The sequence below is a fragment of the Paludibacter sp. 221 genome, assembly GCF_010501035.1.
In the GTDB taxonomy this organism is placed as follows: domain Bacteria; phylum Bacteroidota; class Bacteroidia; order Bacteroidales; family Paludibacteraceae; genus QVMH01.
In genome coordinates, this window is record NZ_QVMH01000030.1 from 1 (window position 1) to 25,685 (window position 25,685).

At 42.2% G+C, this 25,685-nt stretch carries 30 protein-coding genes and 3 pseudogenes; 24 read left to right on the forward strand and 9 right to left on the reverse strand.

What is annotated here, in order from left to right; translation table 11 throughout:
- Window positions 1-91: 91 nt before the first annotated feature.
- From D0T49_RS07550 to mobA, 3 genes and pseudogenes are all read right to left on the reverse strand, one after another.
- Window positions 92-808, reverse strand: a pseudogene (locus D0T49_RS07550) (YWFCY domain-containing protein); the annotation flags it as partial.
- 24 nt (window positions 809-832) lie between these two features.
- The gene (gene mobB / locus D0T49_RS07555) at window positions 833-2,095 is read right to left on the reverse strand and encodes a conjugal transfer protein MobB (RefSeq protein WP_163629995.1); all 1,263 of its coding nucleotides are present in this window, start codon (window positions 2,093-2,095) and stop codon (window positions 833-835) included.
- Complete coding sequence (gene mobA, locus D0T49_RS07560) at window positions 2,080-2,517, reverse strand: conjugal transfer protein MobA (protein ID WP_163629996.1); 438 nt, start codon at window positions 2,515-2,517, stop codon at window positions 2,080-2,082. Before mobA ends, mobB begins: the two co-directional genes overlap by 16 nt.
- A gap of 604 nt (window positions 2,518-3,121) precedes the next feature.
- On the opposite strand from mobA, the gene D0T49_RS07565 reads away from it, so the two are divergent.
- From D0T49_RS07565 to D0T49_RS07645, 17 genes and pseudogenes are all read left to right on the forward strand, one after another.
- A complete protein-coding gene (locus D0T49_RS07565) occupies window positions 3,122-3,415 on the forward strand; it encodes a hypothetical protein (RefSeq protein WP_163629997.1) in 294 nt (97 codons plus the stop codon).
- Between the two features lie 11 nt (window positions 3,416-3,426).
- On the forward strand, window positions 3,427-4,191 hold the full coding sequence (locus tag D0T49_RS07570; RefSeq protein WP_163629998.1) for a ParA family protein: 765 nt from the start codon (window positions 3,427-3,429) through the stop codon (window positions 4,189-4,191).
- 1 nt (window position 4,192) lies between these two features.
- Entirely contained in the window at window positions 4,193-4,645 is a 453-nt protein-coding gene (locus D0T49_RS07575) for a DUF3408 domain-containing protein (RefSeq protein WP_163629999.1), read from the forward strand.
- On the forward strand, window positions 4,642-5,259 hold the full coding sequence (locus tag D0T49_RS07580) for a hypothetical protein (RefSeq protein WP_203583446.1): 618 nt from the start codon (window positions 4,642-4,644) through the stop codon (window positions 5,257-5,259). The genes D0T49_RS07575 and D0T49_RS07580 overlap by 4 nt, the downstream gene beginning before the upstream one ends.
- Window positions 5,260-5,422: 163 nt before the next feature.
- Window positions 5,423-5,719 (forward strand): DUF4134 domain-containing protein, encoded by a 297-nt coding sequence (locus D0T49_RS07585; protein WP_025003727.1) that lies wholly within the window; start codon window positions 5,423-5,425, stop codon window positions 5,717-5,719.
- Window positions 5,720-5,730: 11 nt separating this feature from the next.
- Window positions 5,731-6,060 carry a DUF4133 domain-containing protein gene (locus tag D0T49_RS07590; RefSeq protein WP_034542533.1) on the forward strand — a complete coding sequence of 110 codons (330 nt, stop codon included), beginning with the start codon at window positions 5,731-5,733 and terminating at the stop codon, window positions 6,058-6,060.
- Window positions 6,057-8,559 (forward strand): annotated as a pseudogene (locus D0T49_RS07595) (TraG family conjugative transposon ATPase). The gene D0T49_RS07590 and the pseudogene D0T49_RS07595 overlap by 4 nt, the downstream one beginning before the upstream one ends.
- A 12-nt stretch (window positions 8,560-8,571) precedes the next feature.
- Complete coding sequence (locus D0T49_RS07600) at window positions 8,572-8,928, forward strand: DUF3876 domain-containing protein (RefSeq protein WP_163630003.1); 357 nt, start codon at window positions 8,572-8,574, stop codon at window positions 8,926-8,928.
- A gap of 4 nt (window positions 8,929-8,932) precedes the next feature.
- Window positions 8,933-9,562, forward strand: coding sequence for a DUF4141 domain-containing protein (locus D0T49_RS07605; RefSeq protein ID WP_163630005.1), 630 nt, complete (start codon window positions 8,933-8,935; stop codon window positions 9,560-9,562).
- 2 nt (window positions 9,563-9,564) lie between these two features.
- Window positions 9,565-10,575: a conjugative transposon protein TraJ gene (gene traJ, locus D0T49_RS07610; protein ID WP_163630007.1), complete on the forward strand. Its 1,011-nt coding sequence runs from the start codon at window positions 9,565-9,567 to the stop codon at window positions 10,573-10,575.
- A gap of 11 nt (window positions 10,576-10,586) precedes the next feature.
- On the forward strand, window positions 10,587-11,210 hold the full coding sequence (traK, locus tag D0T49_RS07615; protein ID WP_163630009.1) for a conjugative transposon protein TraK: 624 nt from the start codon (window positions 10,587-10,589) through the stop codon (window positions 11,208-11,210).
- A gap of 4 nt (window positions 11,211-11,214) precedes the next feature.
- Complete coding sequence (locus D0T49_RS07620; protein WP_163630011.1) at window positions 11,215-11,493, forward strand: TraL conjugative transposon family protein; 279 nt, start codon at window positions 11,215-11,217, stop codon at window positions 11,491-11,493.
- Window positions 11,480-12,796: a conjugative transposon protein TraM gene (gene traM, locus D0T49_RS07625; RefSeq protein WP_163630013.1), complete on the forward strand. Its 1,317-nt coding sequence runs from the start codon at window positions 11,480-11,482 to the stop codon at window positions 12,794-12,796. Before D0T49_RS07620 ends, traM begins: the two co-directional genes overlap by 14 nt.
- Window positions 12,797-12,880: 84 nt before the next feature.
- Window positions 12,881-13,789 carry a conjugative transposon protein TraN gene (gene traN / locus D0T49_RS07630; RefSeq protein ID WP_163630015.1) on the forward strand — a complete coding sequence of 303 codons (909 nt, stop codon included), beginning with the start codon at window positions 12,881-12,883 and terminating at the stop codon, window positions 13,787-13,789.
- Between the two features lies 1 nt (window position 13,790).
- Complete coding sequence (locus D0T49_RS07635; protein WP_163630017.1) at window positions 13,791-14,441, forward strand: conjugal transfer protein TraO; 651 nt, start codon at window positions 13,791-13,793, stop codon at window positions 14,439-14,441.
- 6 nt (window positions 14,442-14,447) lie between these two features.
- The gene (locus D0T49_RS07640; RefSeq protein WP_163630019.1) at window positions 14,448-14,897 is read left to right on the forward strand and encodes a DUF3872 domain-containing protein; all 450 of its coding nucleotides are present in this window, start codon (window positions 14,448-14,450) and stop codon (window positions 14,895-14,897) included.
- A 100-nt stretch (window positions 14,898-14,997) separates the two neighbouring features.
- Window positions 14,998-16,200 carry a putative phage abortive infection protein gene (locus D0T49_RS07645; RefSeq protein ID WP_163630021.1) on the forward strand — a complete coding sequence of 401 codons (1,203 nt, stop codon included), beginning with the start codon at window positions 14,998-15,000 and terminating at the stop codon, window positions 16,198-16,200.
- 78 nt (window positions 16,201-16,278) lie between these two features.
- Here the strand turns inward: D0T49_RS07645 and D0T49_RS07650 are convergent, their stop codons facing one another.
- The 4 genes and pseudogenes from D0T49_RS07650 to D0T49_RS07665 all read right to left on the reverse strand — a co-directional run.
- Window positions 16,279-16,485 carry a DUF3873 family protein gene (locus D0T49_RS07650; RefSeq protein WP_163630022.1) on the reverse strand — a complete coding sequence of 69 codons (207 nt, stop codon included), beginning with the start codon at window positions 16,483-16,485 and terminating at the stop codon, window positions 16,279-16,281.
- A 256-nt stretch (window positions 16,486-16,741) separates the two neighbouring features.
- The gene (locus D0T49_RS07655) at window positions 16,742-17,275 is read right to left on the reverse strand and encodes an antirestriction protein ArdA (RefSeq protein WP_163630024.1); all 534 of its coding nucleotides are present in this window, start codon (window positions 17,273-17,275) and stop codon (window positions 16,742-16,744) included.
- 437 nt (window positions 17,276-17,712) lie between these two features.
- Window positions 17,713-18,225 (reverse strand): ORF6N domain-containing protein, encoded by a 513-nt coding sequence (locus D0T49_RS07660; protein ID WP_163630026.1) that lies wholly within the window; start codon window positions 18,223-18,225, stop codon window positions 17,713-17,715.
- An 80-nt stretch (window positions 18,226-18,305) separates the two neighbouring features.
- Window positions 18,306-18,500, reverse strand: a pseudogene (locus D0T49_RS07665) (tyrosine-type recombinase/integrase); the annotation flags it as partial.
- 360 nt (window positions 18,501-18,860) lie between these two features.
- Here D0T49_RS07665 and D0T49_RS07670 point away from each other — a divergent pair.
- From D0T49_RS07670 to D0T49_RS07680, 3 genes are read left to right on the forward strand one after another with little or no spacing between them, the layout of a single operon-like run.
- Complete coding sequence (locus D0T49_RS07670) at window positions 18,861-20,084, forward strand: site-specific integrase (protein ID WP_163630028.1); 1,224 nt, start codon at window positions 18,861-18,863, stop codon at window positions 20,082-20,084.
- 53 nt (window positions 20,085-20,137) lie between these two features.
- Window positions 20,138-21,454, forward strand: a complete 1,317-nt coding sequence (locus D0T49_RS07675) for a site-specific integrase (RefSeq protein ID WP_255495863.1) — start codon at window positions 20,138-20,140, stop codon at window positions 21,452-21,454.
- A complete protein-coding gene (locus D0T49_RS07680; RefSeq protein WP_163630032.1) occupies window positions 21,423-21,779 on the forward strand; it encodes a protein-tyrosine kinase in 357 nt (118 codons plus the stop codon). Before D0T49_RS07675 ends, D0T49_RS07680 begins: the two co-directional genes overlap by 32 nt.
- Window positions 21,780-21,852: 73 nt before the next feature.
- On the opposite strand, the gene D0T49_RS07685 is transcribed toward D0T49_RS07680, so the two are convergent.
- Both D0T49_RS07685 and D0T49_RS07690 read right to left on the reverse strand, forming a co-directional pair.
- Complete coding sequence (locus D0T49_RS07685; RefSeq protein WP_163630034.1) at window positions 21,853-22,158, reverse strand: helix-turn-helix domain-containing protein; 306 nt, start codon at window positions 22,156-22,158, stop codon at window positions 21,853-21,855.
- Window positions 22,148-22,447, reverse strand: coding sequence for a helix-turn-helix domain-containing protein (locus D0T49_RS07690; protein WP_163630036.1), 300 nt, complete (start codon window positions 22,445-22,447; stop codon window positions 22,148-22,150). Before D0T49_RS07690 ends, D0T49_RS07685 begins: the two co-directional genes overlap by 11 nt.
- 473 nt (window positions 22,448-22,920) lie before the next feature.
- On the opposite strand from D0T49_RS07690, the gene D0T49_RS07695 reads away from it, so the two are divergent.
- Genes D0T49_RS07695 through D0T49_RS07710 form a run of 4 tightly spaced genes read left to right on the forward strand, consistent with a single transcriptional unit; the run spans window position 22,921 to window position 25,632 of the window.
- Window positions 22,921-23,160: a hypothetical protein gene (locus D0T49_RS07695; protein ID WP_163308207.1), complete on the forward strand. Its 240-nt coding sequence runs from the start codon at window positions 22,921-22,923 to the stop codon at window positions 23,158-23,160.
- 11 nt (window positions 23,161-23,171) lie between these two features.
- Window positions 23,172-24,164 (forward strand): fusion protein, encoded by a 993-nt coding sequence (locus D0T49_RS07700; protein ID WP_163630038.1) that lies wholly within the window; start codon window positions 23,172-23,174, stop codon window positions 24,162-24,164.
- Window positions 24,165-24,210: 46 nt separating this feature from the next.
- Window positions 24,211-24,639: a PcfK-like family protein gene (locus D0T49_RS07705; protein WP_163630040.1), complete on the forward strand. Its 429-nt coding sequence runs from the start codon at window positions 24,211-24,213 to the stop codon at window positions 24,637-24,639.
- Window positions 24,640-24,642: 3 nt separating this feature from the next.
- Window positions 24,643-25,632: a PcfJ domain-containing protein gene (locus tag D0T49_RS07710; protein ID WP_239057033.1), complete on the forward strand. Its 990-nt coding sequence runs from the start codon at window positions 24,643-24,645 to the stop codon at window positions 25,630-25,632.
- The last annotated feature ends 53 nt before the right edge of the window (window positions 25,633-25,685 follow it).

Sequence of the window (25,685 nt, forward strand, 5' to 3'; positions counted from 1 at the left end):
TATATAAGCGCACCTGCTCGTAGGCTACTATTGGCGAAACAATAGGTCTAATCTATGTTAGACAGCTACTGGTGTAACTTTCACGTCACACAAACTTATAATCATAGCAGTAAAGTGCAAAACCCTTCTCTATCTGCTGTTTAATGTAATTATTCACCACTGCATAGGATTTACCACTACCGGGAGTACCCAGCACAATAGTAGCCCGGAACGGGTTCACCACGTTTATCCATCCTTTGTGCTGTTTTTTCTTATACCAAAAACGTGATGGAAGATTTACTGAATACTCATTCTCCATCAGGCGGGTTTCCTGCATGAAGCTTTCGTTCTCCAAATTGAAAACATCATCCATCATGTTGTTTTTGAGTAGCCGGGACATCCATACCCCAGCAACCAATAAACATAAATAGCCGCCAGCCATTGACAGGATATAAAAGGTAGCGTTCGCCGAAAGTGGTAATGGCAAATACAGCATCCACCAGTTCAGGAAAAACAGGATAAAACCAATAGCAAGGAAAACGTAAATTTTTGTCCATGTTACCTTTTCTTCCTTCACTCCTTTTGTCCCCAAACAACTCAAAGCAAGAAATATCACTGCAAATACTTTCGTTATCAGGATATGGCTGAACAGCCCTGCGGTTCGCTGAAAGTTTAATAGTATCTTATCGAGTACGCCGATATTGATACCCCAGTTTACTATCGACTGGTAACAAAACCAGTAGATATTGATTACCATAAATAAAATACTGATTGCCCGCATAAAGTCCATGACTTTGGCAAGTCCTCTTAAATCATCTTCATTTTGCATAATTGATTATTTTTTAGATTGTTATTACATCTGCCGTCCGTAACGGCGTTTTTTCTTTTTCTTGGGAGTTGGCGGAGTTTTATCATTCCCAGCCGATGAATCGCTGCCACCGGGCAGGATGCTGAAAAGGCTTCCGATTGTAGATTCCCCGTTTTCAGATTGCTGTTCTGACGGCACGAACGGTTCTGCCGAAGGTGTGAACGGTTCTTTTGGAGCAGCTTGTTTTGTGTATCCCTCGTTTACATGGGATTCTCTAAACAGGTCATTAAATACATTAGCAGAAAATTCCTTTCCTAAACGAGAACCGTTCAGGACGGCTTTGTTTTCGTGGTCGATAAAGGTTACACCATAGATACGCCCTTCTGGGTTTTGCCGGAATACGACTTCAATACCTTTTTCTTTCAGATTTTTTTCAAATTGTTCCTTTGAGCCGGAAGCTTTCAATGCTTCGCTTACCCGACCTTTGATATTGGTTTTCAGTTTACCGTCTTTCCATTTGGTTGCTGCTTGTCCTATCCTGCGTTCCAATGCTTCATAACCGACCGACTTACCCAGCCGGGAAGACTTGATGGGATTACCCAGCTTTTCGCCTTTATCATCGGTTGCGGAATAGACAATACCGTTATAAGCCTTGCCCCGGGTTTCACCTTTAACTTCTTCCGCCCGTACATTATATAATGATAATAGAGTATTAAGTTCCCCGACACTTTGGAACTGGTAAGTGTTTACTACGCCTTTAACCGTATTGGAAAGCTGGTATTTTACATCACCCGCAGCATAATCAACCTTTCGGAACTGGTGGTGTTCCTGCTGTTGTTTCTTTTCGGCAGGATGCAGACCATATTTTGCTTCCAGTTCCCGTGTAATGTCCTTGCTCCGGCGATGTTCAAACTTATCATTCAGTTTTTTGCCGTTCTCGTCCACCCGTAGGGATACGATATGCAGGTGGTGGCGGTCGATGTCTTCATGCTTGTAAACCATGTAGGGCTGATTACCATAGCCCAGTTTATCCATATACTCCTGTGCAATCTCCGATAGTTGTTCATCCGAAAGTTTATCATCCGGGTGCGGATTCAGGGATATATGGATTATGGGCTTTTCGGTTTTGATGTCTTGGGGCAGGTGCATTTCAAAACTTTCCATGCAACGCTGGATATTGAAATTACCGTCTTCACTTTCAAACATCCGGTTGCTGAAAAGCACCTTGCCTTGTTCTTCATCAACCTTATTCTGATTGTATGCCAGCGCACCGAAAAGCGAACTTCCCACATTTATTTTTGCAACCATTTGTCTTCAAATTCCTGCGTGAGTTCGATAATTTTCCGGCTTAATACCACCAGTTCTTCGGTTGCTTTTTCCAATTTATAGAGAAAAGAAAGGGCTTTCTTTTCGGTAAAATTGGTATTCAAAGCCTTTACAATCTGATTATAGTTTACACCGATTGCCCGGAATTGAGCGTAAAAAGTTGTCAGGCGTGTGTAATAATCGACTGCTGCCTTATCAATTTTTATCACTTTGAATGAACCGCCAAAGATTCTTTCTGTGATAAAATGCGCTTTCGTCCGCATACCGGACTGTTCAAAGAGAGCCAAAAAACGGGCATGGTCGGTCGCATTGAAGCTGACCGAATACCGGAAAACTGCCGGGTCTGCCTTTGGCTTTCGTCCTTTGCCACCTGATTGTGGCACATTCGTTTTTTCTTTTCCCATACCATTATTTTTTAAAGGGTTTACGACTTCGGAGTACAACCCATCCCGGCTTGTCTGGGCAAGGGGTTCTAAGCTGCTGAAAGAATTTCAAGCTGCTGAGGACACACCTTGCTATTTGCACGGCGCAAATAAAATCCGTCATGGGACGGATTAGCAGTTAGCCATAAGATGAATGAACTCCGGGAAGCTACCGAACGGATATCTTTTTATCGGTTCAAATAGGATTCCGATGCAAAGTAACAGGGATTAATTATGCTGTGCCATAGCATATTATAGGACAAACGAAGCCATCTAAAGCCATGCGAAGCCACTTTCAAAAACGGACGGTTTTTCTCCATTTATTTGCGGTCAGAATCAGTATTGAAATAGATAAGTAAAGCGGTAAATACCGATGGAAATATCGGAATGAATAAAGACTGTTCTACTGATTTCAAGAAAGCAAGAAATACTGAAATCAATATTTCAAGCTATCAATAAAACAATCTGTCAGGAAGTAAATACTTCCATGTTTCCTTACTGAAATACGGATTGGATTATTGGCAGACTGACAGAATTAAGGAATGATTTAGATATAGAAATGTAGAACTAATTAAACAATGAAGTCATGAAAGAATTTTTTGTAGTTATTAAAAATGAAAACGGGGATTCAATTCCCGAAGCTATTATGGTTGCCATGTGTGAAATACCCCACATTGGAGATTACGTGGTTATTGACGATGAAAACAACATCACAAAAAATGACCAAACGTCATACCTGAACTTTGTTTGCCTTCTGCATCTGCCGGAAAGTGAAACGTCCGGTTTTCGATTTAAGGTCGTTGGAAGAAGTTTTTTTCGCAAGAACGGAGAAGCATCAGTCTGTTTGGAATTACAACATGAACCCGAATTAGCAAATTAAAAATCAAAGAAATGAAAAAAGAAACATTATTTGTAGCCTTCTCCACCCAAAAAGGCGGGGTCGGCAAAACCACTTTCACGGTATTGGTAGCAAGCTATCTCTATTACCTGAAAGGCTACAATGTGGCGGTTGTCGATTGCGACTACCCGCAGCACAGTATCTGTGCCATGCGTAAACGGGACGGTGAGCAGGTAAACAACGATGCCAATTACAAGGTGCTTGCCTTTAACCAATTCAAAGCGTTGGGAAAGAAAGCCTATCCGGTCTTGTGTAGCACTCCCGAAGCTGCCATTAGCACAGCCGAAGAGTTCCTGAAAACAGAGCCGATGGAAATAGATGTAGTCTTTTTCGACCTGCCGGGAACGGTGAACAGCGAAGGTATTATCAGTTCGCTGGCATCTATGGACTACATCTTTACACCGATTACTGCCGACCGGGTGGTACTGGAAAGCAGCCTTTCATTCGCCATGACGGTAAACAACCTGCTGGTACGGAATGAAGCTTACCGGATACAAGGCTTGCACCTGTTTTGGAATCAGGTCGATGGTAGGGAAAAAACAGACCTGTATGGAATTTATGAAAATACTATCGGTGAACTGAAATTACCCCTTATGAAAACTTTTATCCCGGATACTAAACGCTACAAAAAGGAACTGTCCGGTGATAAGACTTCTGTCTTCCGTTCCACACTGTTCCCTGCGGATAAGCGAATGATAAAAGGCAGCAACCTTAAAGAACTGGTCGCTGAAATCGGATACATTATAAAACTATACTAATATGGCAAAACAGGAAAAAGTACAGGTGGATGAAGATTTTATGAAGGAAATCATTTCACAGGGTTTACCCGTGAAACAGGAAATCCCGGCTAAAACAGTAAGTAAAGAACCGGATACACCGGAAGTCCTCGCAGAACCGGAAGTAATACAGGAAACTGTGGAAGAACCTGTCCGGCAACCGGAAGCAAAACCCATCAAGGAAACTACCCGCCGGAAGAAAAGTACCCCTGCCGATTACCGGGAAACTTATTTTCAGAAAATGGAACTTCCCGACCGCCAGCCGATATATGTAAGCCGTTCCACCCATGAAAAATTAATGAAAATAGTAATGGTTATCGGTGAACGCAAAGCGACTGTAAGCAGCTATGTGGAAACAATTATCCTGAATCACTTCGACCAGTATCAGGATGAAATCAATGAACTGTATAAGAAAACTTTTGAAAGCCCGATATGATACTAAAATTAATGATAGCTGGGGTTGTCCTTTACTATCTCGTCCTGTTTTGGTGGTTCAGGAAGGGAAAGGAAAATGCACCTTCCGAAAAGCCTAAGATTCACAAAAACGAAAAGGCTGTCGTTGGAAAAACAACCTTCCGGTTAAGACAAGTAACGCCATCCGAAGACACTGAAAGCCAGTTTTCTAAAGAGGTTGATAATGCTTCTATATTTGCCCCGGCTGATACGGAAGATACCCCGCAGCCGATGGATGTTGAATTTGAAATGAAATATGAAGATGAAGTACTGGAAGACGAACTGGAAGCGGAAGAAATCGCACTTATCACAAGCGGTGAAGGTCAGTCGGCACGGGGTATCTCCTTTGAAGAAATGGCACAGGCGGTACAAGTCGTCAGGCAGCAGGAAGTACCGGAAGAAGAGGAACGGAAAGCCCTGCAAACACTGTCGGTTATGCAACAAACCAACCTGTACGACATAATGATGGAACAGATAAACGGGGGCATGGTACGGGTGGCGGAAATGTTGGGTAAATACGATGCAGTATTTATCGCCCCGCCAAACGAAACCAGCCCCGAAGATTTACAGGCGTTCGATATGAACGACTATATGTAGAACCTTTAAAAACGAATCAGGTATGAAAGAAAAAGATTACGGTTAGCCGGGCTTAACCAGTCAAAAAAGGTCAGAAGACCAACCACAAAAATTCTCAATTATTAATCCCGCCGGAATAGCGGACTATCCACCCGCTTTCCGGCATCATAAAATCAAATTTATAATGAAAAAGAAAATATTTCTTTCCGCAGCCATCGTCTTGGCTGCAACTTCCGCATTTGCACAGGGCAACGGCGTAGGTGGTATTACAGAAGCTACCAACATGGTTACCAGCTATTTTGACCCGGCGACAAAGTTGGTGTATGCCATTGGGGCTGTCGTTGGTTTGATTGGGGGCGTAAAGGTGTATAACAAGTTCAGTTCAGGCGACCCGGATACAAGTAAAACCGCAGCTTCATGGTTTGGGGCTTGTATCTTCCTGATTGTGGCTGCTACCATCCTTCGTTCATTCTTCCTGTAATCATAGGTGTTATGATTAGCTATTCAATTAACAGGGGGATTGGGAAACCTGCGGAGTTCAAAGGACTTCGCAGCCAATACCTGTTCATCTTCGCTGGTGGGTTACTTGCCGTCTTCGTATTGTTCATCATTTTATATATGATAGGTATAAACCAGTGGGTTTGCATTGGGTTCGGGGTCGTAGCGGCTTCGGCTCTTGTGTACTTCACTTTTATGCTGAATGACAAATACGGCACACACGGTCTTATGAAAGTAACCGCCCGCAGAAGCCATCCCCGGTATATCATCAACCGCCGGGCTATCCCCCGATTATTCACTTATAAAAGACAGAAGAACGCATGAGGAATATATTAAAAGCAGCCACGCTGGAAAGCAAATTTCCCCTGCTGGCAGCCGAACACGATTGTATCATCAGTAAGGATGCCGATGTTACGGTGGCGTTCCGGGTGGAACTGCCCGAACTATTCACTGTTACCGGGGTCGAATACGAAGCGATACATTCTGCTTGGCATAAGGCAATCAAGGTATTACCCGATTACAGTATAGTACATAAACAGGACTGGTTTATCAAAGAAAACTATACCCCTGAAATCCAAAAGGATGGGTTAAGTTTCCTGTCCCGTAGTTTTGAACGGCATTTCAATGAAAGACCTTTCCTGAATCATACCTGTTACCTGTTCCTGACAAAAACCACAAAGGAAAGAAGCCGTACCCAAAGTAATTTTAATACGCTTTGCCGGGGTTTCATCATTCCGAAGGAAATTCAGGATAAAGAAACGGTAACGAAGTTTTTGGAATCGGTAGGGCAGTTTGAACGGATTATGAACGATTCGGGATTTATCACCCTTACCCGCCTGAACTCGGACGAGATTACCGGAACGCCGGAAAAGGCTGGGATTATCGAAAAATACTTTTCCCTGTCGCAAAGCGATACGACTACCTTACTGGATATGCAACTGAATCCCGAAGATATGCGTATCGGCGACAATACCTTGTGTTTACATACGCTTTCGGATGTGGAAGACCTGCCGGGTGCGGTTACTACTGATTCACGTTACGAAAAGCTGTCCACCGACCGTAGCGACTGCCGTTTGTCGTTCGCTTCGCCTGTGGGCGTATTGCTTTCCTGTAACCATATCTATAACCAGTATATCTTTATTGACGACCATGCGGAGAACCTGAAACGCTTTGAGAAGCAAGCCCGTAATATGCACTCTCTGTCTAAATACAGCCGTTCCAATCAGGTGAACAAAGAGTGGATAGAAGAATACCTGAACGAAGCGCACAGTCAGGGTTTGACCTCTGTTCGCTGCCATTGCAACGTAATGGCATGGGCGGATGATAAGGAAGAATTAAAGCATATAAAGAATGATGTAGGAAGCCAGCTTGCCTTGATGGAGTGCAAGCCCCGCCACAATACAACGGATACCCCGACCCTTTACTGGGCGGGTATCCCCGGCAATGAAGCCGACTTTCCGGCGGAAGAATCTTTCTTCACATTTATTGAACAGGCTTTGTGTTTCTTCACAGAAGAAACAAACTATCAATCTTCACCTTCGCCATTCGGAATTAAGATGGTGGACAGGCTCACCGGAAAACCGCTTCACATTGATATATCAGACCTTCCGATGAAGAAAGGGATTATCACGAACCGCAATAAGTTCATCTTAGGGCCTTCGGGTTCGGGAAAATCCTTCTTCACCAATCACATGGTACGCCAGTATTACGAACAAGGTACACACGTCCTGTTAGTGGATACCGGAAATTCCTATCAGGGATTATGCGAATTAATCCACCGGAAGACTGGCGGGAAAGATGGCGTGTATTTTACATATACCGAAGATAACCCGATTTCATTTAATCCATTTTATACCGAAGATAATGTCTTCGATATTGAGAAGCGGGAATCCATCAAAACGCTTATCCTGACCTTGTGGAAGCAGGAACATGAAAAGCCCACCGGGGCGGAAAGCGTTGCCTTGTCCAATGCTGTAAGCGACTTTATCAGCCTGATTACACAGGATAAATCCATTGCACCCAGCTTCAATTCTTTTTATGAATTTATCAAAAATGAATACCGGAATAACCTGAACGAACAGAACGTTCGGGAAAAGGATTTCGATATTGATAATTTCCTGTTCGTGTTACAACCTTTCTATAAAGGTGGTGAATACGATTACCTATTGAACTCGGATAAGGAACTGGACTTGTTGAACAAACGCTTCATTGTTTTTGAGGTAGATGCCATCAAGGATAACCCCGTTCTTTTCCCTGTGGTTACAATCATTTTGATGGAAGTTTTTATAAACAAAATGAGGCGTTTAAAGGGCATTCGTAAGATGTTGCTTTTGGAAGAAGCGTGGAAGGCTATCGCCAAAGACAGCATGGCACATTACCTGAAATACCTGTTCAAAACAGTGCGTAAATACTTCGGCGAAGCGGTGGTGGTAACGCAGGAAGTGGACGATATTGTCCATTCTCCCATTGTGAAAGAATCCATCATAACGAACTCCGATTGTAAAATTCTGCTCGACCAGCGCAAATACATGAACAAGTTCGACAGCATACAAGCGATGCTGGGATTGACCGATAAGGAGAAGGCGCAAATACTTTCCATAAACATGGCGAACCATCCGGGACGGAAGTACAAAGAAGTATGGATAGGGCTGGGTGGCGTACAATCGGCTGTGTATGCCACAGAAGTGAGTTTAGAAGAATATTACGCATTTACAACGGAAGAAACTGAAAAACTCGAACTGTTCAAGCTCGCCGAAAGGCTGGACGGCGACCTTGAGTTGGCTATTAAACAGCTTGCCGAAAAGCAAGCGTAATCCTAATTAAAATCAAATCAATATGAAACAAATAAGATTCATCTTCCCGGTGCTTCTGTGTGCTGTCCTGTTGGCTTTGTCTTCCTGTAAGGAAACGAACGCTGACAGATTGAAAGCCATGTGCGGACATTGGGAAAGCGTTACGAACCGACCATCATTCACTGTCTTTGAAAGTGCGGATGGCTATAAAGTAACCATGCAACGAAGAACCCGCAGGGGTGAAACCCGTGCGGAAACCTACCAAATCATAGAAAAGGACGGATACCTGTTTATCGAAACGGGATTTTCGATACTGATAAGTTATGATAGTGAAACCGACCGGATTCTGCTTTCCTCCGGCGGTGAATATGTAAGAAGTAAGAAACAATCAAAAAATTAAAGCGATGAAAACAAAAATAATGATGTTAGCTGTGGCATTTTGCCTGTTCGTAGGTAACGCCAGCGCACAATGGGCGGTAATCGACCCGACAAATTTGGCTCAAGGTATTGTCAATACTACCAAAGAAATTGCACAGACTTCAAAGACTGTCAGTAATACACTGGATACTTTCAAGGAAACTAAAAAATTGTACGACCAAGGCAAGCAATATTATGATGCCTTGAAATCGGTTAACAATTTGGTGAAAGATGCCCGGAAAGTACAAAAAACCGTGCTTCTGCTCGGTGAGATTACGGATATATATGTTACCAACTTTCAGCTAATGTTATCGGATAAGAACTTCCGACCGGAAGAACTCAACGCCATTGCTTTCGGATATTCCAAACTGCTGGAAGAAAGTTCGGATGTATTGACCGAACTTAAAAATGTTGTGAATATCAACGGGCTTTCCATGACCGATGCCGAACGTATGGAACGGATAGACAAAGCATATAATTCCGTATTGAATTACCGGAATTTGGTATCCTACTACACCCGCAAAAATATATCCGTGTCTTACCTGCGGGCAAAGAAAATCAGCGATACCGACCGTGTGATAGCCCTGTATGGAACTGCAAACGATAGATACTGGTAATTATGATATTGTTAGCCGTTGATTGGGGAAACCTGCATGAGATTCTCAAAAATCTCTATGTGGATATGATGCCCCTGTGCAGTAATATGACTGGGGTAGCCAAAGGTGTGGCGGGATTGGGTGCATTGTTCTATGTGGCAGCGAAGGTATGGCAAGCCTTATCGAGAGCCGAACCGATAGACGTGTACCCGCTTTTGCGACCGTTCGCCATTGGTCTGTGCATTATGTTCTTTCCGACTATCGTACTGGGAACGATAAACAGTGTATTATCCCCGGTAGTAAAAGGAACGAATCAAATACTGGAAGGACAGACCTTTGATATGAACAAATACCGGGAACTGAAAGATAAAAAGGAGTATGAAGCCATGCTTCGGAATCCTGAAACCGCTTATCTCGTTTCCGATGAAGAGTTCGACAAACAACTGGATGAACTTGGATGGTCGCCTTCGGATTTGATTACGACAATGGGGATGTATATGGAACGGGCTTCTTACAATATAAAGAAAGCCGTCCGGGACTGGTTTAGGGAATTGCTGGAAATACTCTTTCAGGCTGCTGCCCTTGTCATTGACACGATACGGACGTTCTATTTGATTGTATTAGCCATACTTGGCCCGATTGCTTTTGCAATATCGGTCTATGATGGCTTCCAATCAACCTTAACACAATGGATAACACGCTATGTAAGCGTGTACCTGTGGCTTCCCGTATCGGATTTATTCAGTTCCATTCTTGCCCGGATTCAGGTCTTAATGCTGGAACGTGATTTACAGTTATTGGACGACCCCAGTTTTATACCCGACAGTTCCAATACGGTTTACATCATTTTTATGATTATAGGAATTGTGGGATACTTTACCATCCCGACTGTATCCAACTGGATTATACAGGCTGGCGGATTGGGTGGTATGAACCGGAATCTTTCTAAAACAGCAAGCGGTGGCGGAAACCTTGCGGGTGCAGCAGCAGGGGCAGTAGGTGGGAACATCGCCGGAAAATTAATAAAAAAATAAACAGTAAAAATATGGAGTTTAAAAGTTTAAAGAATATAGAAACCAGTTTCAAGCAAATACGCCTGTTCGGGATTGTATTTGTGTGCCTGTGTGCCGGGATTGTGGGTTATGCCCTTTGGAACTCGTATAGTTTTGCAGAAAAACAGCGTGAAAAAATTTACGTCCTCGATGGGGGTAAATCCCTTATGCTGGCACTTTCGCAGGACTTATCACAGAACCGTCCCGTGGAAGCAAGGGAACACGTTAAGCGTTTCCATGAACTCTTTTTCACCCTTTCTCCGGATAAGAACGCCATTGAATCGAACATACAGCGTTCCTTATACTTGGCGGATAAAAGTGCTTTCAATTACTATAAGGACTTATCCGAAAAGGGGTATTATAACCGTATCATTTCCGGGAACATCAACCAGTCGGTACAGGTGGACAGTGTGATATGCAACTTCGACCACTATCCCTATCAGGAGGCGACCTATGCCCGGCAAATGATTATCCGGGAAAGCAGTGTTACCGAAAGAAGCCTTATTACCCGATGCCGGTTGCTGAACTCCGTTAGGAGTGATAACAACCCGCATGGATTCAGTATTGAAGCCTTTGAGATTACGGAAAATAAAGATTTACAAGTATTAAAACGATAAGGCTATGGTAAAGAAATCATTAACGAACCTGCGGGACTGGATAGACGACAAGCTGCGCTATGCTTGTGGAAGCCTGTCGAAAGATGCCCGGATAATCATTATCATAACCTTTATTCTCGGCGGAAGCATCCTATCTATTTACTGGACGGTTTCTTCCATATATAATATAGGAAAGAAGAGTGCAGAGAAAGAGTTTATGGAGATAAGACACATTGAACGCCTGGAACTGGAACGGAAAGACAGTATAAACCATTATCAATTACAAAAATATGGAACAGAATAAGAATTTGAATCAGGAAACGAGTAACAACAAAGAAGGGAAAGAGAAAAAGCAACTTTCCCCGCAAGAATTACAGAAACGGAAGAAACTTATCATTTTTCCGTTAATGTTCCTTGCTTTTGCTGGATGTATGTGGCTGATATTTGCCCCGTCCTCAAAAGACGAAGTAAAGCCGGACGAAATCGGCGGTTTTAATGCCGATATTCCATTACCCAAAGAAGACGGGATATATAGCGATAAAAAGACGGCTTACGAACAGGAATCCATGAAATCCAAACAGGAAGACCAGATGCGTTCTTTACAGGACTTCGGGTTTACATTGGGTGAAGAAAATAAGGTTACGGATAATTTGAGCCTGACCGCCGACCTGCCGGAAGAACAACCAGCAACGAACAACCGGAGTTACTACGGCAGTTCTTCATCCCGCAATGGTTCTTATGTTCAATCTTCGGCTTATGCCTATCAGGATATAAACCGCCAGTTGGGAAGTTTCTACGAAACGCCCAAAGAAGACCCGGAAAAAGAAGAACTGGAATCCCGGCTGTATGAACGGGAGAATACCCAAAGTACGGCGGACGAACAACTGGCACTACTTGAAAAATCCTATGAATTGGCAGCCAAATACATGAACGGCGGGCAGGAACAGGCAGTGAAACAGGTTACACCTACTGCATCCATACAGGGAAAGGTTCAGGCGTTGCCTGTGCAAGCGGTAACGGAACAAACCGTTTCGGGATTACAAGTACCTATGAGTGATGCGGAGTTTATCGCAGCATATAGCCAGCCCCGGAACTTTGGATTTAATACGGCGGTCGGAACTGGGTCGTTAATGGGAAAGAATACTATTCTTGCCTGTATCCATGAAGACCAGTCGGTAATGGACGGGCAGAATGTCCGGCTTCGCCTGTTAGAGCCGTTACAGGCAGGTCATATCCGTATGCCGAAAAACAGCCTGTTATCAGGAACGGCACGGGTTCAGGGTGAGCGCATGGATATTAATATATCTTCATTGGAATATGAAGGTAATATCATTCCGGTTGAATTGGTGGTCTATGATTCGGACGGGCAAAAAGGTTTATCCGTTCCGTCCTCGCTGGAAATGCAAGCCCTGAACGAAGGTATGGCAAATATCGGGGCTGGGCTTGGCTCAAGTTTTACTGTCAATCAAAATGCGGGGGCTGCCATCGTGTCGGATTTGACAAGGGGTGTTCTGCAAGGCGGTTCGCAATACCTCTCAAAAAAGTTCAGGACGGTAAAAGTAAACCTGAAAGCCGATTATAAAGTAATGTTATACACAAAACAATAATAATAACCACAAAAATTTCTCAATTATTAATCCGCCGGAAAGCGGGCAATCCACCCGCCAACGGCAACTAAAAATCAATTTGTAATGAAAAAGTTAATTATCATGTTCGCACTGGTTATCAGTGCGGTAACGGTCAAAGCGCAAAGCAATGATTTGTTTCAGGGTATTACCCAAAAATTTCCTTACGGGCAGATGGTTACGCCTTATGGCGTTCAGGTAACTTTTGCCAAAACAGTACACATTATCTTCCCTTCCACTGTCAAATATGTGGATTTGGGTTCTAACCATCTTATCGCAGGAAAAGCGGATGGGGCAGAAAATGTTATCCGTGTTAAAGCTGCTACCGAAGGTTTTCCGGGAGAAACCAACTTTTCGGTTATCTGTGAGGACGGCAGTTTTTATTCCTTCAATGCCAAATACGCCAATGAGCCGGAAATGCTGAATATAGAAATGAAAGATTTCCTTGAGAATGAAAGTATAACCGACTATTCCCATACCCGGATGAACATTTACTTCCGTGAACTGGGTAATGAATCGCCGTTGCTGGTAAAGCTGATAATGCAGTCTATTTATAAAAATAACGATAGAGAAATACGCCACTTGGGATGCAAGCGTTTCGGGATACAATTTTTAATCAAGGGAATTTACGTGCATAACGGAATGTTCTATTTCCATACACAGGTGAAGAACTCTTCCAATGTTCCGTTTGATACGGACTTCATTAAATTTAAGGTTGTCGATAAGAAGGTGGCAAAGCGTACCGCTATTCAGGAATCGGTACTTTATCCCGTCCACAGTTTTAACGAAGTGATTACTATAGGCGGAAAATCCACTGTCCGCACGGTCTATACCTTACCAAAGTTCACCATCCCGGACGATAAGATACTGGTGGTAGAGCTGGTCGAAAAGAACGGTGGCCGTCACCAAAATATCCGTATCGAAAGTTCGGATATTGTGAACGCCAGAGTGATTAACGAACTTAAAATCAAGTAAGATGAAAATTTCGAGTAAGAGAGAGCAGAAGCAAAACTTGTTTTGTATTCTGCCGAACGGGAGAAATTTATGCAAGAAATTAATCTGTGTTATAGCAGTGTTGTGTTTGTGCCAGACTTTTAACCTGGCACACGCACAACGTTACCTGCCCGGACAAAAGGGATTCCAACTTACGGGCGGAATGGCGGATGGTTTTAAGAAGCCCGGTGAACCGGAATCGGCATACTATTTCGGTGCTGCGCTTGCCACTTATACCAAAAACGGAAACCGTTGGGTGGTCGGTGCGGAATACTTCAATAAGGAGTATGAATATAAGAATGTAACCGTACCTGTAAGCCAGTTTACGGGCGAAGGCGGGTATTATATCAAAATTCTTTCCGACCGCCGGAAAACGTTCTTTTTGTCCTTCGGGTTGTCGGCTCTTGCCGGATATGAAACAAGCAACTGGGGAGATAAGGAACTATACGATGGTTCTACACTCACGAACAAAGATGCCTTTGTTTATGGTGGGGCTGCTACACTGGAACTGGAAACTTACCTGACGGACAGGGTGGTTTTTCTTATCAATGCCCGTGAACGTGCACTGTTTGGTTCTTCCATCGGGAAGTTCCACACACAATTCGGGGTCGGTTTTAAATTCATAATAAATTAGTGCGATATGAAAAAGATAATCAGAAACATATTAATGGGGGTGTACTTGCTGGGAGCAATGCTGCTGGTGTTTTCTTGTGATGATAAGCTGGATGTTCAGCAGGTTTACCCGTTTACGGTAACAACGATGCCCGTGCAAAAACGTATTAAGATGGGTGAAACGGCAGAAATACGTTTTCAACTTAACCGGGAAGGATATTACGAAGATACCAAGTATTTCATCAGGTATTTTCAACCGGATGGAAAAGGAACGCTACGGATGGCGAACGGGACAGTTTTTCTTCCAAATGATTTATACCCGCTTCCGGGCGAAACGTTCCGCCTGTACTATACATCGGCTTCCACCGACCAACAACAAATTGACATATATATTGAAGACAGCTTCGGACAGGTGGTACAGCTAACGTTTGCCTTTAATAATGAGAACGAGAACGAGAAAGAAGAGCAGAAGGAATAAGAGTCTTTAGGCAACATCTTGAAAAACACTTGACAAGGGATTTTGTTAGGTGTTTTTTTATGGGTATTTTTGCAGAAAATATTTTCACCCCGATAAGATTATGGATAAAAAAGACAATTGGCTTGACAGATTGCTACTGAGTAAATGGTTCTATATAATAATAACACTTTTTTTTGTTTGTGTATTTGCATATATATTTAAGTGGCAGCATTTCTGCTATTGGTTTAATGACGAATATGTAGTTGACAATGAGCTTCTTGGTACATTTGGAGACTTTATAGGAGGTGTATTAGGGACTATATTTGCGTTAATAAGTATTCTTATTTTAATCAGAACTTTTAACCAACAACGAGCAGTAACTGAGAAAAATAAAGAACAAATAGAAAATCAGAGATTCAATGATTTATTCTTTGAATTATTAAGACTATATCAATCTGAAATATCAGAATTATGTGGGCATATTGAGAGAAAACATACTGAAGGTGTCGCTATTATTAATTATAACAACAAAGATTTTTTTGATTTTGAGAAAGAGTTACTCCAAAGAGCATTTAAACCCACAACTTCATATGAAGGAAATATGCAAGAAGCATTAAAGTGGTATATGCTCTTTTACGTTAAACACAGAACAAAAGTAGCTGCTTGTTTCAGAACTCTATACCGAATTTATGACCTACTTGACAAATCAGAGTTAGATGAATCAGTTAAGAAGAATTATTTAAAAATAGTAAGAGCCCAATTAACAGACAGCGAATTATTTTTTATTCGATACAATGGAATGACTTATTATGGGGGAAACTTTATTGGCTATATAAACAAATACAATATATTAAAACATCTTCCAACTTTTGAGTTATTAGAATTCAAGGACTGGTGGAAGGATTTAAATAAGGTTGAACGTATGGGAATTAATATCGTTTTCCATAATAGCACAAGACTTCTTAGACGAATACTGCTAAAAAGGAACTCAGATATTATATTTAGAGCACCGGGAGACGAATTGAAATATAGATTTGAAATAAAAACAAAAAGTAATTATGAAGTAGAGGTAACATTGCAAATTGACAATTCCGAAGAAAACAAAGTTATGGAATATGCTGGTTTTGAAAAATTTGCTCCAAAAAGAATACAGGCTTTATTAGACTGCTACCTTAAGGAAACATTTTTACACTCGAATTTTGAGAAATTCAACAAAAAACAAGACTTGGAATTTTATTCTAATCCTATTATAACAAATAAAAATATATGCATTATTAACAGTGGTGTAAGAAATACAAAAGGCGAAGCATTAAAAGTAAAATAGATTATTTAGGCTTTTTGCTACTTTTTTTCCGCATCAGTTCATGGAAAAAGTAGCGGGCGGAAAATTCCGCCCGTTATATCATTTCTTTTTAGACAGCCATTCATCCCGCCGTTTTCGGCACTCTTCCAGCGTTTTCGCTACCGTAGAGAATAGTTCCCCATCCGTATAGCGATAATCATATTGGAAATATTCTGTTCCCCTGAACGCTCCCGCAATGAACGTTACATATTTTTCCTGTCCCGGCTCTTGGGTCGTGGACACTCCGTTTTTTTTTAGTGATTCCATATATTTACATTAATAAAGTGAGTAATAATGCAATGAAAACCGCAGCTATCAAAAGGCTATACAATACAGATACAAATAACCTCAGGATAAAGCGGATAACAAAAAATGCAACTATCAGTAACAACCATGTACCCGCCGATATGGACAAAAAGTAAGTTACTGAAGCTAATAGTCCCACCCGAAACAATAACCTGAATAAACCGCTTATTTTCACTATAATTTGTTTTGTGGGCGGGTTTCCCCGCCCTGTGAATAATCAGGAAGCCCGGAAAACAAAACTATCTTCAAACCAGTAATCACCCATAAACAGGTCGCGGGCAAACTTTTCGTAATCAAAGTATGTTTTTGCGAACTCCGGTAATTCGTATAACTCTTCTACAATTTCATAGGCGTAATCTTCTTCATCATTATATTTGCCCTGAAAATCGTCCCTGAAAGAAGAAATAAGGTCGTTTGCATCTTCGGTTGAAAGGTCGTGCGAACCGTGATTACACCACACTAAAAATGCTTCCTGCTCATCTTCGCTTAAATCGTCCATTGCATCCCGGATGTCGAAAAAATTGTCTGATAACCAACTTTCGCCGATTAAATTTTCCGGTATATTTTCCCAGTCCTGAAACATATATTCCGGGTCTGCTTCGTCTGCGTGTAACTCCTTGCAAGCTTCGTAAAACTCGTCTTTGTCCGAAAAGTCGGAAAGGTCAAACCACTTGCCCTCGATTGAGCCATCGTTGTACTTTGCATATGTACCTACATAAATCCTTGCTTCGCTTAAACTTGTTGCTTCCATAACTTCTGATTTTTTAGATATATGCGGATTCTTGAGGTGAGGGAGTTGAGTTTCATAACCTTTTTTTCCTGCTTCTCGTAAATCCGACTTTTTTTATATGCGTCTTTCCATCGGGTCGGTCGTTTTCGTTTCATATATGCCGGAAAGTGTAGGCTTTAGTCTTTGCAAGTTTTTGTGGAAAAATACTCTCAAGTGAAACGCAGCAGGAAGATTTTTACATCAAACCCTTTAGGGATTGAACTTTCAAAGACGTTAAGAAGCCGTAAATACTTTTGCATATAGAAATGGAAAGGAATAACCGCCCGATGGAATGACTGCCTATGGGAGTGGTTTACGGCAAAAGAAGTTGGCAAAAAAGCATTAGTTCGGGTAAGTGGAATAAAAAATGGCGGGCTTTGTTGGCTCGCCATCATTAGGTTATCACAATTTGTGATAAGTTATTTTTCTTCATCAGGTATTCTGTATCCTATGGGTTTTCTTGGTTTGGGGTCAGGTTTACTTAATAGCTGGGGTAAAGCTTGGTATATCTCACTGAACTGTGCATCTGTACTTTCTTCCAGTTCCTCAATACGTTTAAGAAGTTCATCATATCCGATAACCATTTGTCGCATCAAGACAAATGCCCGCATAATAGAGATATTAACATCTATTGCTGTTTGGCTTCTCAACACCGTAGAAAGCATTGCTACACCCTGTTCCGTGAAAACCATTGGGCTGACAGAACTGTGTTTTAGGGTTTCGGGGAACTGGTCACAAATTGTGACCAGTTGGTGAAATTCCTCTTTATCCAGTTCAAACATAAAGTCAGAAGGAAAGCGCTGAATGTTACGTTTGACAGCCTGTTTGAGAACCTTTGTCTTTACATTATATAACTCTGCTAAATGGAAGTCCAGCATTACCCTGTATCCCCGGACTTCAAAGATTTTGTTTTGAATGACTTGCAATTCCATATCTATTTATATTTTAATGTTTTAGAATAAAAATCGTTACCTAATTCGTTACCCATTGGTTACCTACTGGAAATAGGTAACTATTGAGCCACTTTTTTATAGATTTTTTCAATACCCGTAAATTGCTCGGAAAGTCCTTTCATATCATCACTAATCTTATTATTAGTAATGCGGGCGTAGATTTGGGTCGTTTCAATATTGGTATGCCCCAGCATTTTAGAAACGGTTTCAATGGGAACTCCTTTACCCAGTGTCGTTGTAGTTGCGAAACTGTGGACATAAAACGATAAATGGAACGAAAATCGGAAAGAGCCTTATAATCAGGTGAGTTACGCCTGTTGTCGTAGGGGTTTACACCTTCGGGTAAGGTGCAAAAAATAGCGTAGATAATCGAAGTTTCTGTCCCTATCCCGTTGCCTATTTTGGGTAACAGGAAGTAGAGGAAAGAAAGTGATTTTATCCAAAGAACGCCAACCTACGAGGGCTTTTCGCTCAAAAGTAAAGGACTTTTCCTTGATTAAGCGGAAACTGTCGTAAGATTATCAGAATCAGGATAACTATGTAGCTTGCCGCTGCATTTTGCATAACGCTAAATAGCTGAATAACAGTTAATTTTACATTATAAAGTAAGCGTTATGAAACAAGCAGTAAAGGTTTCGTTTTACCTGAAAAAAGACGAAGCAAAAGCAGATGGTACATGCCCGGTCATAGGCCGTCTGACAGTCGGAGAAACCTCCGCAAAATTCAGTATGAAATGTTATGCCTCACTATCACTTTGGGATACTGCGGCAGGCCGTCTTCGCGGAAAAAGCAAAGAGGCAAACGAACTAAATGCCAAACTCGACAAGACACGGGTATCGGCTAATGCACATTACAAGGAGCTTGCAGCCCTAAAAGATAATGTTACGGCGCAACAGGTCAAATGTGTCCTGCAAGGTATGGCCGCAAGCCAGGAAACATTAGTCCGTTATTTTGAAAAACATAACGAGAAGTTTGAGCAACGTGTCGGTATAAATCGTGAACCCTCTACGTTTTTTGAATACCAGAATGCCCTCCGGCATCTGAAAAACTTTCTGAAACACAAGTACAATGTTTCAGATATTCCTTTTTCCGCACTCGATATGTCGTTTATCGAATCGTATGATTTTTACCTGCGTGTGGAGATGAAGCGCAAGCCGAACACGATTTTGGGTATTGTTACCCGTATGCGAAAAATGATAAAATACGCTATCTGCGAAGGTATCATAACCGGTGATCCTTTTACCGATTATTCTCCCGAACGTCCGAAGCCTCAGCAGAAGTACCTTACCCGTGCGGAATTGAATAAAATCATGAACACTCCCCTGGATCATCCGAACCGTTACCTCACGCGCGATATGTTCCTGTTTTCGTGCTTCACCGGTTTGGCCTACCGTGATATGCGTAATCTTTCCGAAAAGAATATAGTCGAGGACGAGGATGGTATGCTGTGGATTAAGACCACCCGCCAAAAGACAGGTACTCCCTGTGAAATACCCCTGCTTGAATTACCCATACAGATTATTGAAAAATACCGGGATATGGCCCCGGAGGGGAAACTGCTGTTAATGCTCAGTTGTAAGCGTCTGAACATTAACCTGCAAAAGATCGCAAAAATATGTGGTATTGAACGCAGGCTCGTATTTCATTGCGGCAGGCATACTTACGCCAGCGAAATAACTCTCTCTCAGGGTGTTCCGATGGAAACTGTCAGCCGCATGATGGGGCATAAAGATTTACGTTCAACACGTATCTATGCAAAAGTAACCAACGACAAGATTAACGAGGACATGAGTAAACTGGAAAAGAGAGTAACAAACAAATATAAATTGGCTCAATAGATATGGGAAAAGAGATAAAATCCACAAAACGGCTCCGCAGCACTTTTTCCGTGATGTTTTATATCAATAAAACAAAGATTAAAAAAAGTGGGATGTGTCAAGTCTTGGGTCGGATAACGATAGATACCGGCATCGCCCAGATCGGAACCAAAGTTGAAATTCACCCGGATATATGGGACGGAAAAGCCGGTCGTGCCATTGGAAAAAGTAAACAGGCGCTTGTAGTCAACCGCACCATAGATGCACTGAAAGTAAAGATAGACGGACATTATAACGAACTTGTTGAAAACAGGGGTTTCGTTACTGCCGAGATGGTCAAAAATGCGCTTAACGGTATCGGTCACCGCCCGGAAACGCTTCTCAAATTATTTGAGGAACATAATACGGAGTTTGCCAAACGGGTTGGTGTAAACCGGGTAAAAGAAACGCTTTGGCATTACAACCGCAGCTATGAACTGCTTAAAATGTTTATCAACGAAAAGTTAAAAGCCGAAGATGTTACCTTGCGCAGCCTGACACTAACTTTCATTGATACTTTCGACCTCTATTTACGGGTTGATAGACTATTGGCACAGGCTACCATAGCCGGGCATCTTATCAATCTTAAAAAGATTGTTCGGCGAGCAGTCAGCCAGGGAACAATCAAACGAGATCCGTTTATTACTTTCAATCCGGAACAGCCTCCTAAAAAATGCCGTCATCTGAAAGCCGAAGAAATTGACCGCTTGATGAAAGCCCATATCGAAAACGATAGAGTGCGGCACACACGCGATATGTTCATATTTTCGACCTTTACCGGTCTGGCGCATGTCGATTTGACGAAATTGTCCGAAAAACACCTTATCCGGGAAGATGATGGCAGTCTTTGGATCAGGATAAACCGGAGTAAAACCGGAACGGAAAGTAATATAAAACTTCTCGATATTCCGATTCGCATCATCGAGAAGTACCGTGATGAGCGTAAGGGCGACAGGATATTTAATGTCGCTACCATTGCGGCCATGTGCAGCCATTTTCGTAAGTTGGAGAAATTGTGTGATATTGAGCATATTACATTTCACATGGCTCGACATAATTTCGGAACGCATATAACTCTCTCTGAGGGAGTTCCGATAGAAACGGTTAGCCGGATGATGGGGCATAGCTCCATTTCTACCACCCAGCTATATGCGAAAATCACCGATAAAAAGTTAAGCGAAGACAGTAAACGCTTGTCTGGCCGTATTACGGGCAAATATGCCGTTTTTGAAGACGAAAAGATGCCGGTGGGCATTCGGTTAAACGACAGTTTCAGATTAAATGACAATAGTGTAAACCCCAATAGAAAAAGACAATATAATGGAACGAGGAAAAATAAGAATAGAAAATAATACGGTTCATATAGAACTACATCAAGGAACCATATGGCTTACGCAACACCAGATAGCCGATCTTTTCGGCGTGTTCGTTGCAGCCGTAAACAGTAATATACGGGCTATATTGAAGTCCGAAGTATTGGATATGGATAAAGTTTGCCGGAATCTCAATCACGAGAACGGAATAACGGTATTGTATAATTTGGAGATGATAACCGCACTTGCCTTTCGTGTAAAATCTGAAAATGCAGAGATTTTCAGGCATTGGATAATAACAAAGCGTTCCCAGCCGACAATGTTATTATGGCATAACCCGGATATGCGAATACTTATGAATTAATTGTAAGCAATGCTCAACAAAAAAGCAATCCATTCAGACATGGATTGCTTTTTTATTGGCATCAACCGAACCGTTACAGGTATTCACCGATAGGTTTTTTGTAACCGTCAGCGATCATTTTCTCTATCTGGCTCTCTTTGTAGAGTATTTTGCCACAAACAAGGAAATAAGGGATTTTACCTGCTGACCTGTAATCCTGCAATGTCCGGCGGCTTATTCTTAATCTTTCAGATAATTCTTTATCAGTCAGATAAGTTTCTCCGTTCAAAACTTCCCGGCGCTGGCTCCGGCAGGAATCCAGCCCTTCAACCGCTTTCTCCAACAGTTTGAAGAATGTTACCACATCCTTGTCGGAGTTACTCAACAAACTATTTTTCATAGGGCTTCTCTTTGTTTCGCTGTGAAGATTCCAATAAACGCTCAACATCTTCCGCCTTATAATATATTTTGTGAACGAATTGGGAATAAGGTATGATTTTCTTATCCCGGTAAGACTGAAGTGTTCTTTTGTTGATATTCAATAATCGGCAGACATCTTCGCCGTCCAGCCATTTTTTCAGGCTTTTTCCGTTGACACCATCACACAAGGCTTCCACCTTGTTGGCAACTGTTTCCATTCGGGATAGCATCGAATCGAAAACCCTCTTTTCTATACTTATAATTTCCATATCATAAACTATTTGTATTCCCGGAGAAACAAAAATAGATATTCCAATTTATCTATTTACCGCTCTATTTTTCTATGGCATAGAGTGGCTACCAACTAAATCAGACTGGCAGCTAAGACAGGTCAATCGCCTATAAATTCGGCGGTTGTAGTGATTGTTTTTCATAATAACCAATCACTGATATAGTTTTTTCTACTGTTCCCTCGATATAACGTCTTCCTCATTCTTTGTATGCCTGGTAAGAGCCGGTTTTATTGATGGTTCAGTTGTCAGCAGCAAAGGTGTTTTCGGCGTTTGACGCCCCTGCAAGATCAAGCCGCCGGGCGGTTTTGCAAAAAATCTTCCTCTTTCCCTACGGGCGAGCGTATTTCCTGCAAAAATCTTGACATGGGCTAACACCTACCTTTTTATAGCTCCTGAAACAGAACTCATCATACCGGCTCCGTCACGGCATAAAAAAAAAGTCAGACGTTATGAGAACAATAGAAAAAATACAAAGGAAACAGGAATCTATCAACCTTCCATCCAGCATAAAATTGGTGGTAAAGATAGTAGCGACCGCAGTAGGTTTCTATGTGTGGGGCATCGACTTTATTTGGGTGGTTTTGGGCGTGGTTTTCTGTTGGAATATCCTAAAGGGTATCGCATCCTGCCTTTTCTCTCTCATTGCGCTGATAGGCTTTTTCTGGTTTTTATTCACTTACATTTTTTAATCCCGACAGTTATGAGCAAAGTATTTTTATTAGGAGCAAACAAGGAGATAGACCGAGCCAAACAAGTGGTAGAAGTCAATCAGATTATCCAAATGGAGGGTTACAGCTATGACAGGTATGTAGTGTACGAAGTCTGCCAAAACGATTGGGGCATTGCTTACAAATTGATTAGCCAGCGGACAAAGGAGTTCTATACTACCGACACTATCCGACCATTGAAAGAAAAATTCGGTATCGGTTATTACTATGACAGCGAGAACCCACAATTTATGGACAGTTTCGAGGTCGCATTACTTCTTCAGCAGGCACACGGACAGAAGAAAGCCGAAGACGAAAAAGCCGAGCAGGAAAAAATCAGAGTAGAGCAGGTTAGGGAAATCGGGCGCAAACGTTTTGCCGAGATATTCCCCGAAGATGCACAGGCGGTTATCGTAGCACGGTTAAGACAAAACGAGAGCGACAGCTATACCGACTACTACTCATATAGTACACAGCGGACGGTTATCATAGGCTTTTCAAAGCACAAAAGGGACTTATTTTCCGAAATGCGCAAACACGCATCCAACTTTGAGGAAACCGCCTATTTAGCCGAGTTTAACGAAGAGTACGAACACAGGGAAAAGTACAGCATGGGCGACGGTTATTACTTGGGAAAAAGCAAGTATAGCGGTTGGATAATCGAAAAAGAGCCAGTGTATAACCGCGAACGCACGATTGAAGATTTTGCCTACACCGCAGGGGATGAAGACAATATACACCTCAAAAAGACCGATACAACGCCACAAAGCAAGCCGACAGAGGAAAGCACAGGCGGTTGCACATTGGTCGAGTATTCAGCCAAAGCGGTAGCCGTTTTCGGAGATACCAAAGCAATCAAAGATGAACTCAAAACAATGGGCGGACGATTTAACAGTCATCTTACATTTAACGGCAAGAAGTTGGCAGGTTGGATTTTCCCTAAATCCCAAGAGCAACGTTTAGCCTATTATTTCGGATTAAATTAAGTATTCACACGGGGCGGAGCAATTCGCCCCACAAATCCCAAGAACGATGAAAACAGAAAATAAAGCAACCGATTACTTCAAAGTAACAATACAGAGTTATTTGGAACAGAGAGCGCAGACCGATGAACTGTTTGCCCCTGTCTATGCCAAGCCGAACAAGAACATAGATGATTGTATAACCTACATTCTCAATTACGTGCAACAAAGCGGAATATGTGGATTTACAGACGATGAAATTTACTCCCTTGTCCTGCATTACTACGATGAGGATAGTATCGAGGTGGGCAAGCCAATCAACTGCAATGTGGTGGTAAACCACGCCATTATTCTGACTGATGAAGAAAAGGCACAGGCACGGCAAAAAGCCATTCAGAAAGTACAGGACGAAGCCTATGCCAAAACGAAACAGGGTAACGCCAAGCTGAAAGCCAAGCAACCCGAAGTCAATAATATCCCCAACCTATTCAATTTTTGAGCTATGAAACCGCAGAATAAATTCCAAAAACAAGTAGTAGAAGCGAGTAGAACCCTACCGAAACTCACGAAAGAGCAAATACAATGGGGTTGTGAGAACGGTATCGACCATATCGGGCGCAGAACCGATAAGGGAGTGATAACTTGTACTAAATGCGGTCATTCGTGGCAGGGAGCAGGGTATTTGGTTGCCACCCTAACGGAATGCAAATGCCCGAACTGTAACACCAAACTAACGGTAGATACTACCAAGAAACGGACATTCAACGCTCGTTACTACATGACGGTAGTAACCGCCCATGCAGGTTATCAAGTATTGCGTTCTGTAATGTTATTCTGTTCGGTAAAGGTCGGAGAAACGCCTAAATACGATTATTCGGAAGTTATGCAACGGTGGATTGCCCCCAACGGAAAGCATTGCACATTCGCAAAACTTCGTCAGACAATGGGTACTTGCTACTATGATGCGTGGATATTCCACACCGATTTAGAACTGCGCACAGAAAAGAGCAACCCGTATTCGGAATGCGTATATGACCGTATCTTCACAGGCGTTGTCTACCCACAACAGAAACTAATCCCCGAACTGAAAAGAACAGGCTACAAAAAGGGATTATACGGACAAAAGCCGTTAGACCTGTTCCGCACCCTGTTGACTGACAGCCGAGCCGAAACACTGATGAAGACAGGATACACCAAGCTATTAAAGCGTATCATGGACAGCGGTTGGAAGAATATCGACAAGTATTGGCAATCCGTCCGCATCTGCATCCGAAACGGCTACAAAATCAATGATGCAACGCTTTGGTGCGATTATATAGATAATATCCGTTTCTTCGGCAAAGACCTGTATAACGCCAAATATGTATGCCCGACAGACCTCAAAGCCGAGCATGACCGATATATGCTAAAGAAAGCCAAAGCCGATGCACAAGCGGAGTTGAAAAAGCAACTTGAAAAAGATACTGTTGTAAAAAACAATTTTTTCAAATAAACAATTTGTTTGTCATTAATAATTTATTTCAATTATTTTCTACCTTTGTTCAT

Coding starts and splice junctions, on each gene's coding strand:
- D0T49_RS07585 (WP_025003727.1), top strand. CDS start 5,423: ATGAAAAAGAAAATATTTCTTTCCGCAGCCATCGTCTTGGCTGCAACT.
- traK (WP_163630009.1), top strand. CDS start 10,587: ATGGAGTTTAAAAGTTTAAAGAATATAGAAACCAGTTTCAAGCAAATA.
- D0T49_RS07660 (WP_163630026.1), bottom strand. CDS start 18,225: ATGGAATTGCAAGTCATTCAAAACAAAATCTTTGAAGTCCGGGGATAC.
- mobA (WP_163629996.1), bottom strand. CDS start 2,517: ATGGGAAAAGAAAAAACGAATGTGCCACAATCAGGTGGCAAAGGACGA.
- D0T49_RS07590 (WP_034542533.1), top strand. CDS start 5,731: ATGATTAGCTATTCAATTAACAGGGGGATTGGGAAACCTGCGGAGTTC.
- D0T49_RS07645 (WP_163630021.1), top strand. CDS start 14,998: ATGGATAAAAAAGACAATTGGCTTGACAGATTGCTACTGAGTAAATGG.
- D0T49_RS07580 (WP_203583446.1), top strand. CDS start 4,642: ATGATACTAAAATTAATGATAGCTGGGGTTGTCCTTTACTATCTCGTC.
- D0T49_RS07565 (WP_163629997.1), top strand. CDS start 3,122: ATGAAAGAATTTTTTGTAGTTATTAAAAATGAAAACGGGGATTCAATT.
- D0T49_RS07690 (WP_163630036.1), bottom strand. CDS start 22,447: ATGGAAATTATAAGTATAGAAAAGAGGGTTTTCGATTCGATGCTATCC.
- D0T49_RS07620 (WP_163630011.1), top strand. CDS start 11,215: ATGGTAAAGAAATCATTAACGAACCTGCGGGACTGGATAGACGACAAG.
- D0T49_RS07685 (WP_163630034.1), bottom strand. CDS start 22,158: ATGAAAAATAGTTTGTTGAGTAACTCCGACAAGGATGTGGTAACATTC.
- D0T49_RS07655 (WP_163630024.1), bottom strand. CDS start 17,275: ATGGAAGCAACAAGTTTAAGCGAAGCAAGGATTTATGTAGGTACATAT.
- D0T49_RS07600 (WP_163630003.1), top strand. CDS start 8,572: ATGAAACAAATAAGATTCATCTTCCCGGTGCTTCTGTGTGCTGTCCTG.
- traJ (WP_163630007.1), top strand. CDS start 9,565: ATGATATTGTTAGCCGTTGATTGGGGAAACCTGCATGAGATTCTCAAA.
- traM (WP_163630013.1), top strand. CDS start 11,480: ATGGAACAGAATAAGAATTTGAATCAGGAAACGAGTAACAACAAAGAA.
- D0T49_RS07695 (WP_163308207.1), top strand. CDS start 22,921: ATGAGAACAATAGAAAAAATACAAAGGAAACAGGAATCTATCAACCTT.
- D0T49_RS07575 (WP_163629999.1), top strand. CDS start 4,193: ATGGCAAAACAGGAAAAAGTACAGGTGGATGAAGATTTTATGAAGGAA.
- D0T49_RS07635 (WP_163630017.1), top strand. CDS start 13,791: ATGAAAATTTCGAGTAAGAGAGAGCAGAAGCAAAACTTGTTTTGTATT.
- D0T49_RS07640 (WP_163630019.1), top strand. CDS start 14,448: ATGAAAAAGATAATCAGAAACATATTAATGGGGGTGTACTTGCTGGGA.
- D0T49_RS07675 (WP_255495863.1), top strand. CDS start 20,138: ATGTTTTATATCAATAAAACAAAGATTAAAAAAAGTGGGATGTGTCAA.
- mobB (WP_163629995.1), bottom strand. CDS start 2,095: ATGGTTGCAAAAATAAATGTGGGAAGTTCGCTTTTCGGTGCGCTGGCA.
- D0T49_RS07680 (WP_163630032.1), top strand. CDS start 21,423: ATGGAACGAGGAAAAATAAGAATAGAAAATAATACGGTTCATATAGAA.
- D0T49_RS07570 (WP_163629998.1), top strand. CDS start 3,427: ATGAAAAAAGAAACATTATTTGTAGCCTTCTCCACCCAAAAAGGCGGG.
- D0T49_RS07700 (WP_163630038.1), top strand. CDS start 23,172: ATGAGCAAAGTATTTTTATTAGGAGCAAACAAGGAGATAGACCGAGCC.
- D0T49_RS07710 (WP_239057033.1), top strand. CDS start 24,643: ATGAAACCGCAGAATAAATTCCAAAAACAAGTAGTAGAAGCGAGTAGA.
- D0T49_RS07650 (WP_163630022.1), bottom strand. CDS start 16,485: ATGGAATCACTAAAAAAAAACGGAGTGTCCACGACCCAAGAGCCGGGA.
- traN (WP_163630015.1), top strand. CDS start 12,881: ATGAAAAAGTTAATTATCATGTTCGCACTGGTTATCAGTGCGGTAACG.
- D0T49_RS07705 (WP_163630040.1), top strand. CDS start 24,211: ATGAAAACAGAAAATAAAGCAACCGATTACTTCAAAGTAACAATACAG.
- D0T49_RS07670 (WP_163630028.1), top strand. CDS start 18,861: ATGAAACAAGCAGTAAAGGTTTCGTTTTACCTGAAAAAAGACGAAGCA.
- D0T49_RS07605 (WP_163630005.1), top strand. CDS start 8,933: ATGAAAACAAAAATAATGATGTTAGCTGTGGCATTTTGCCTGTTCGTA.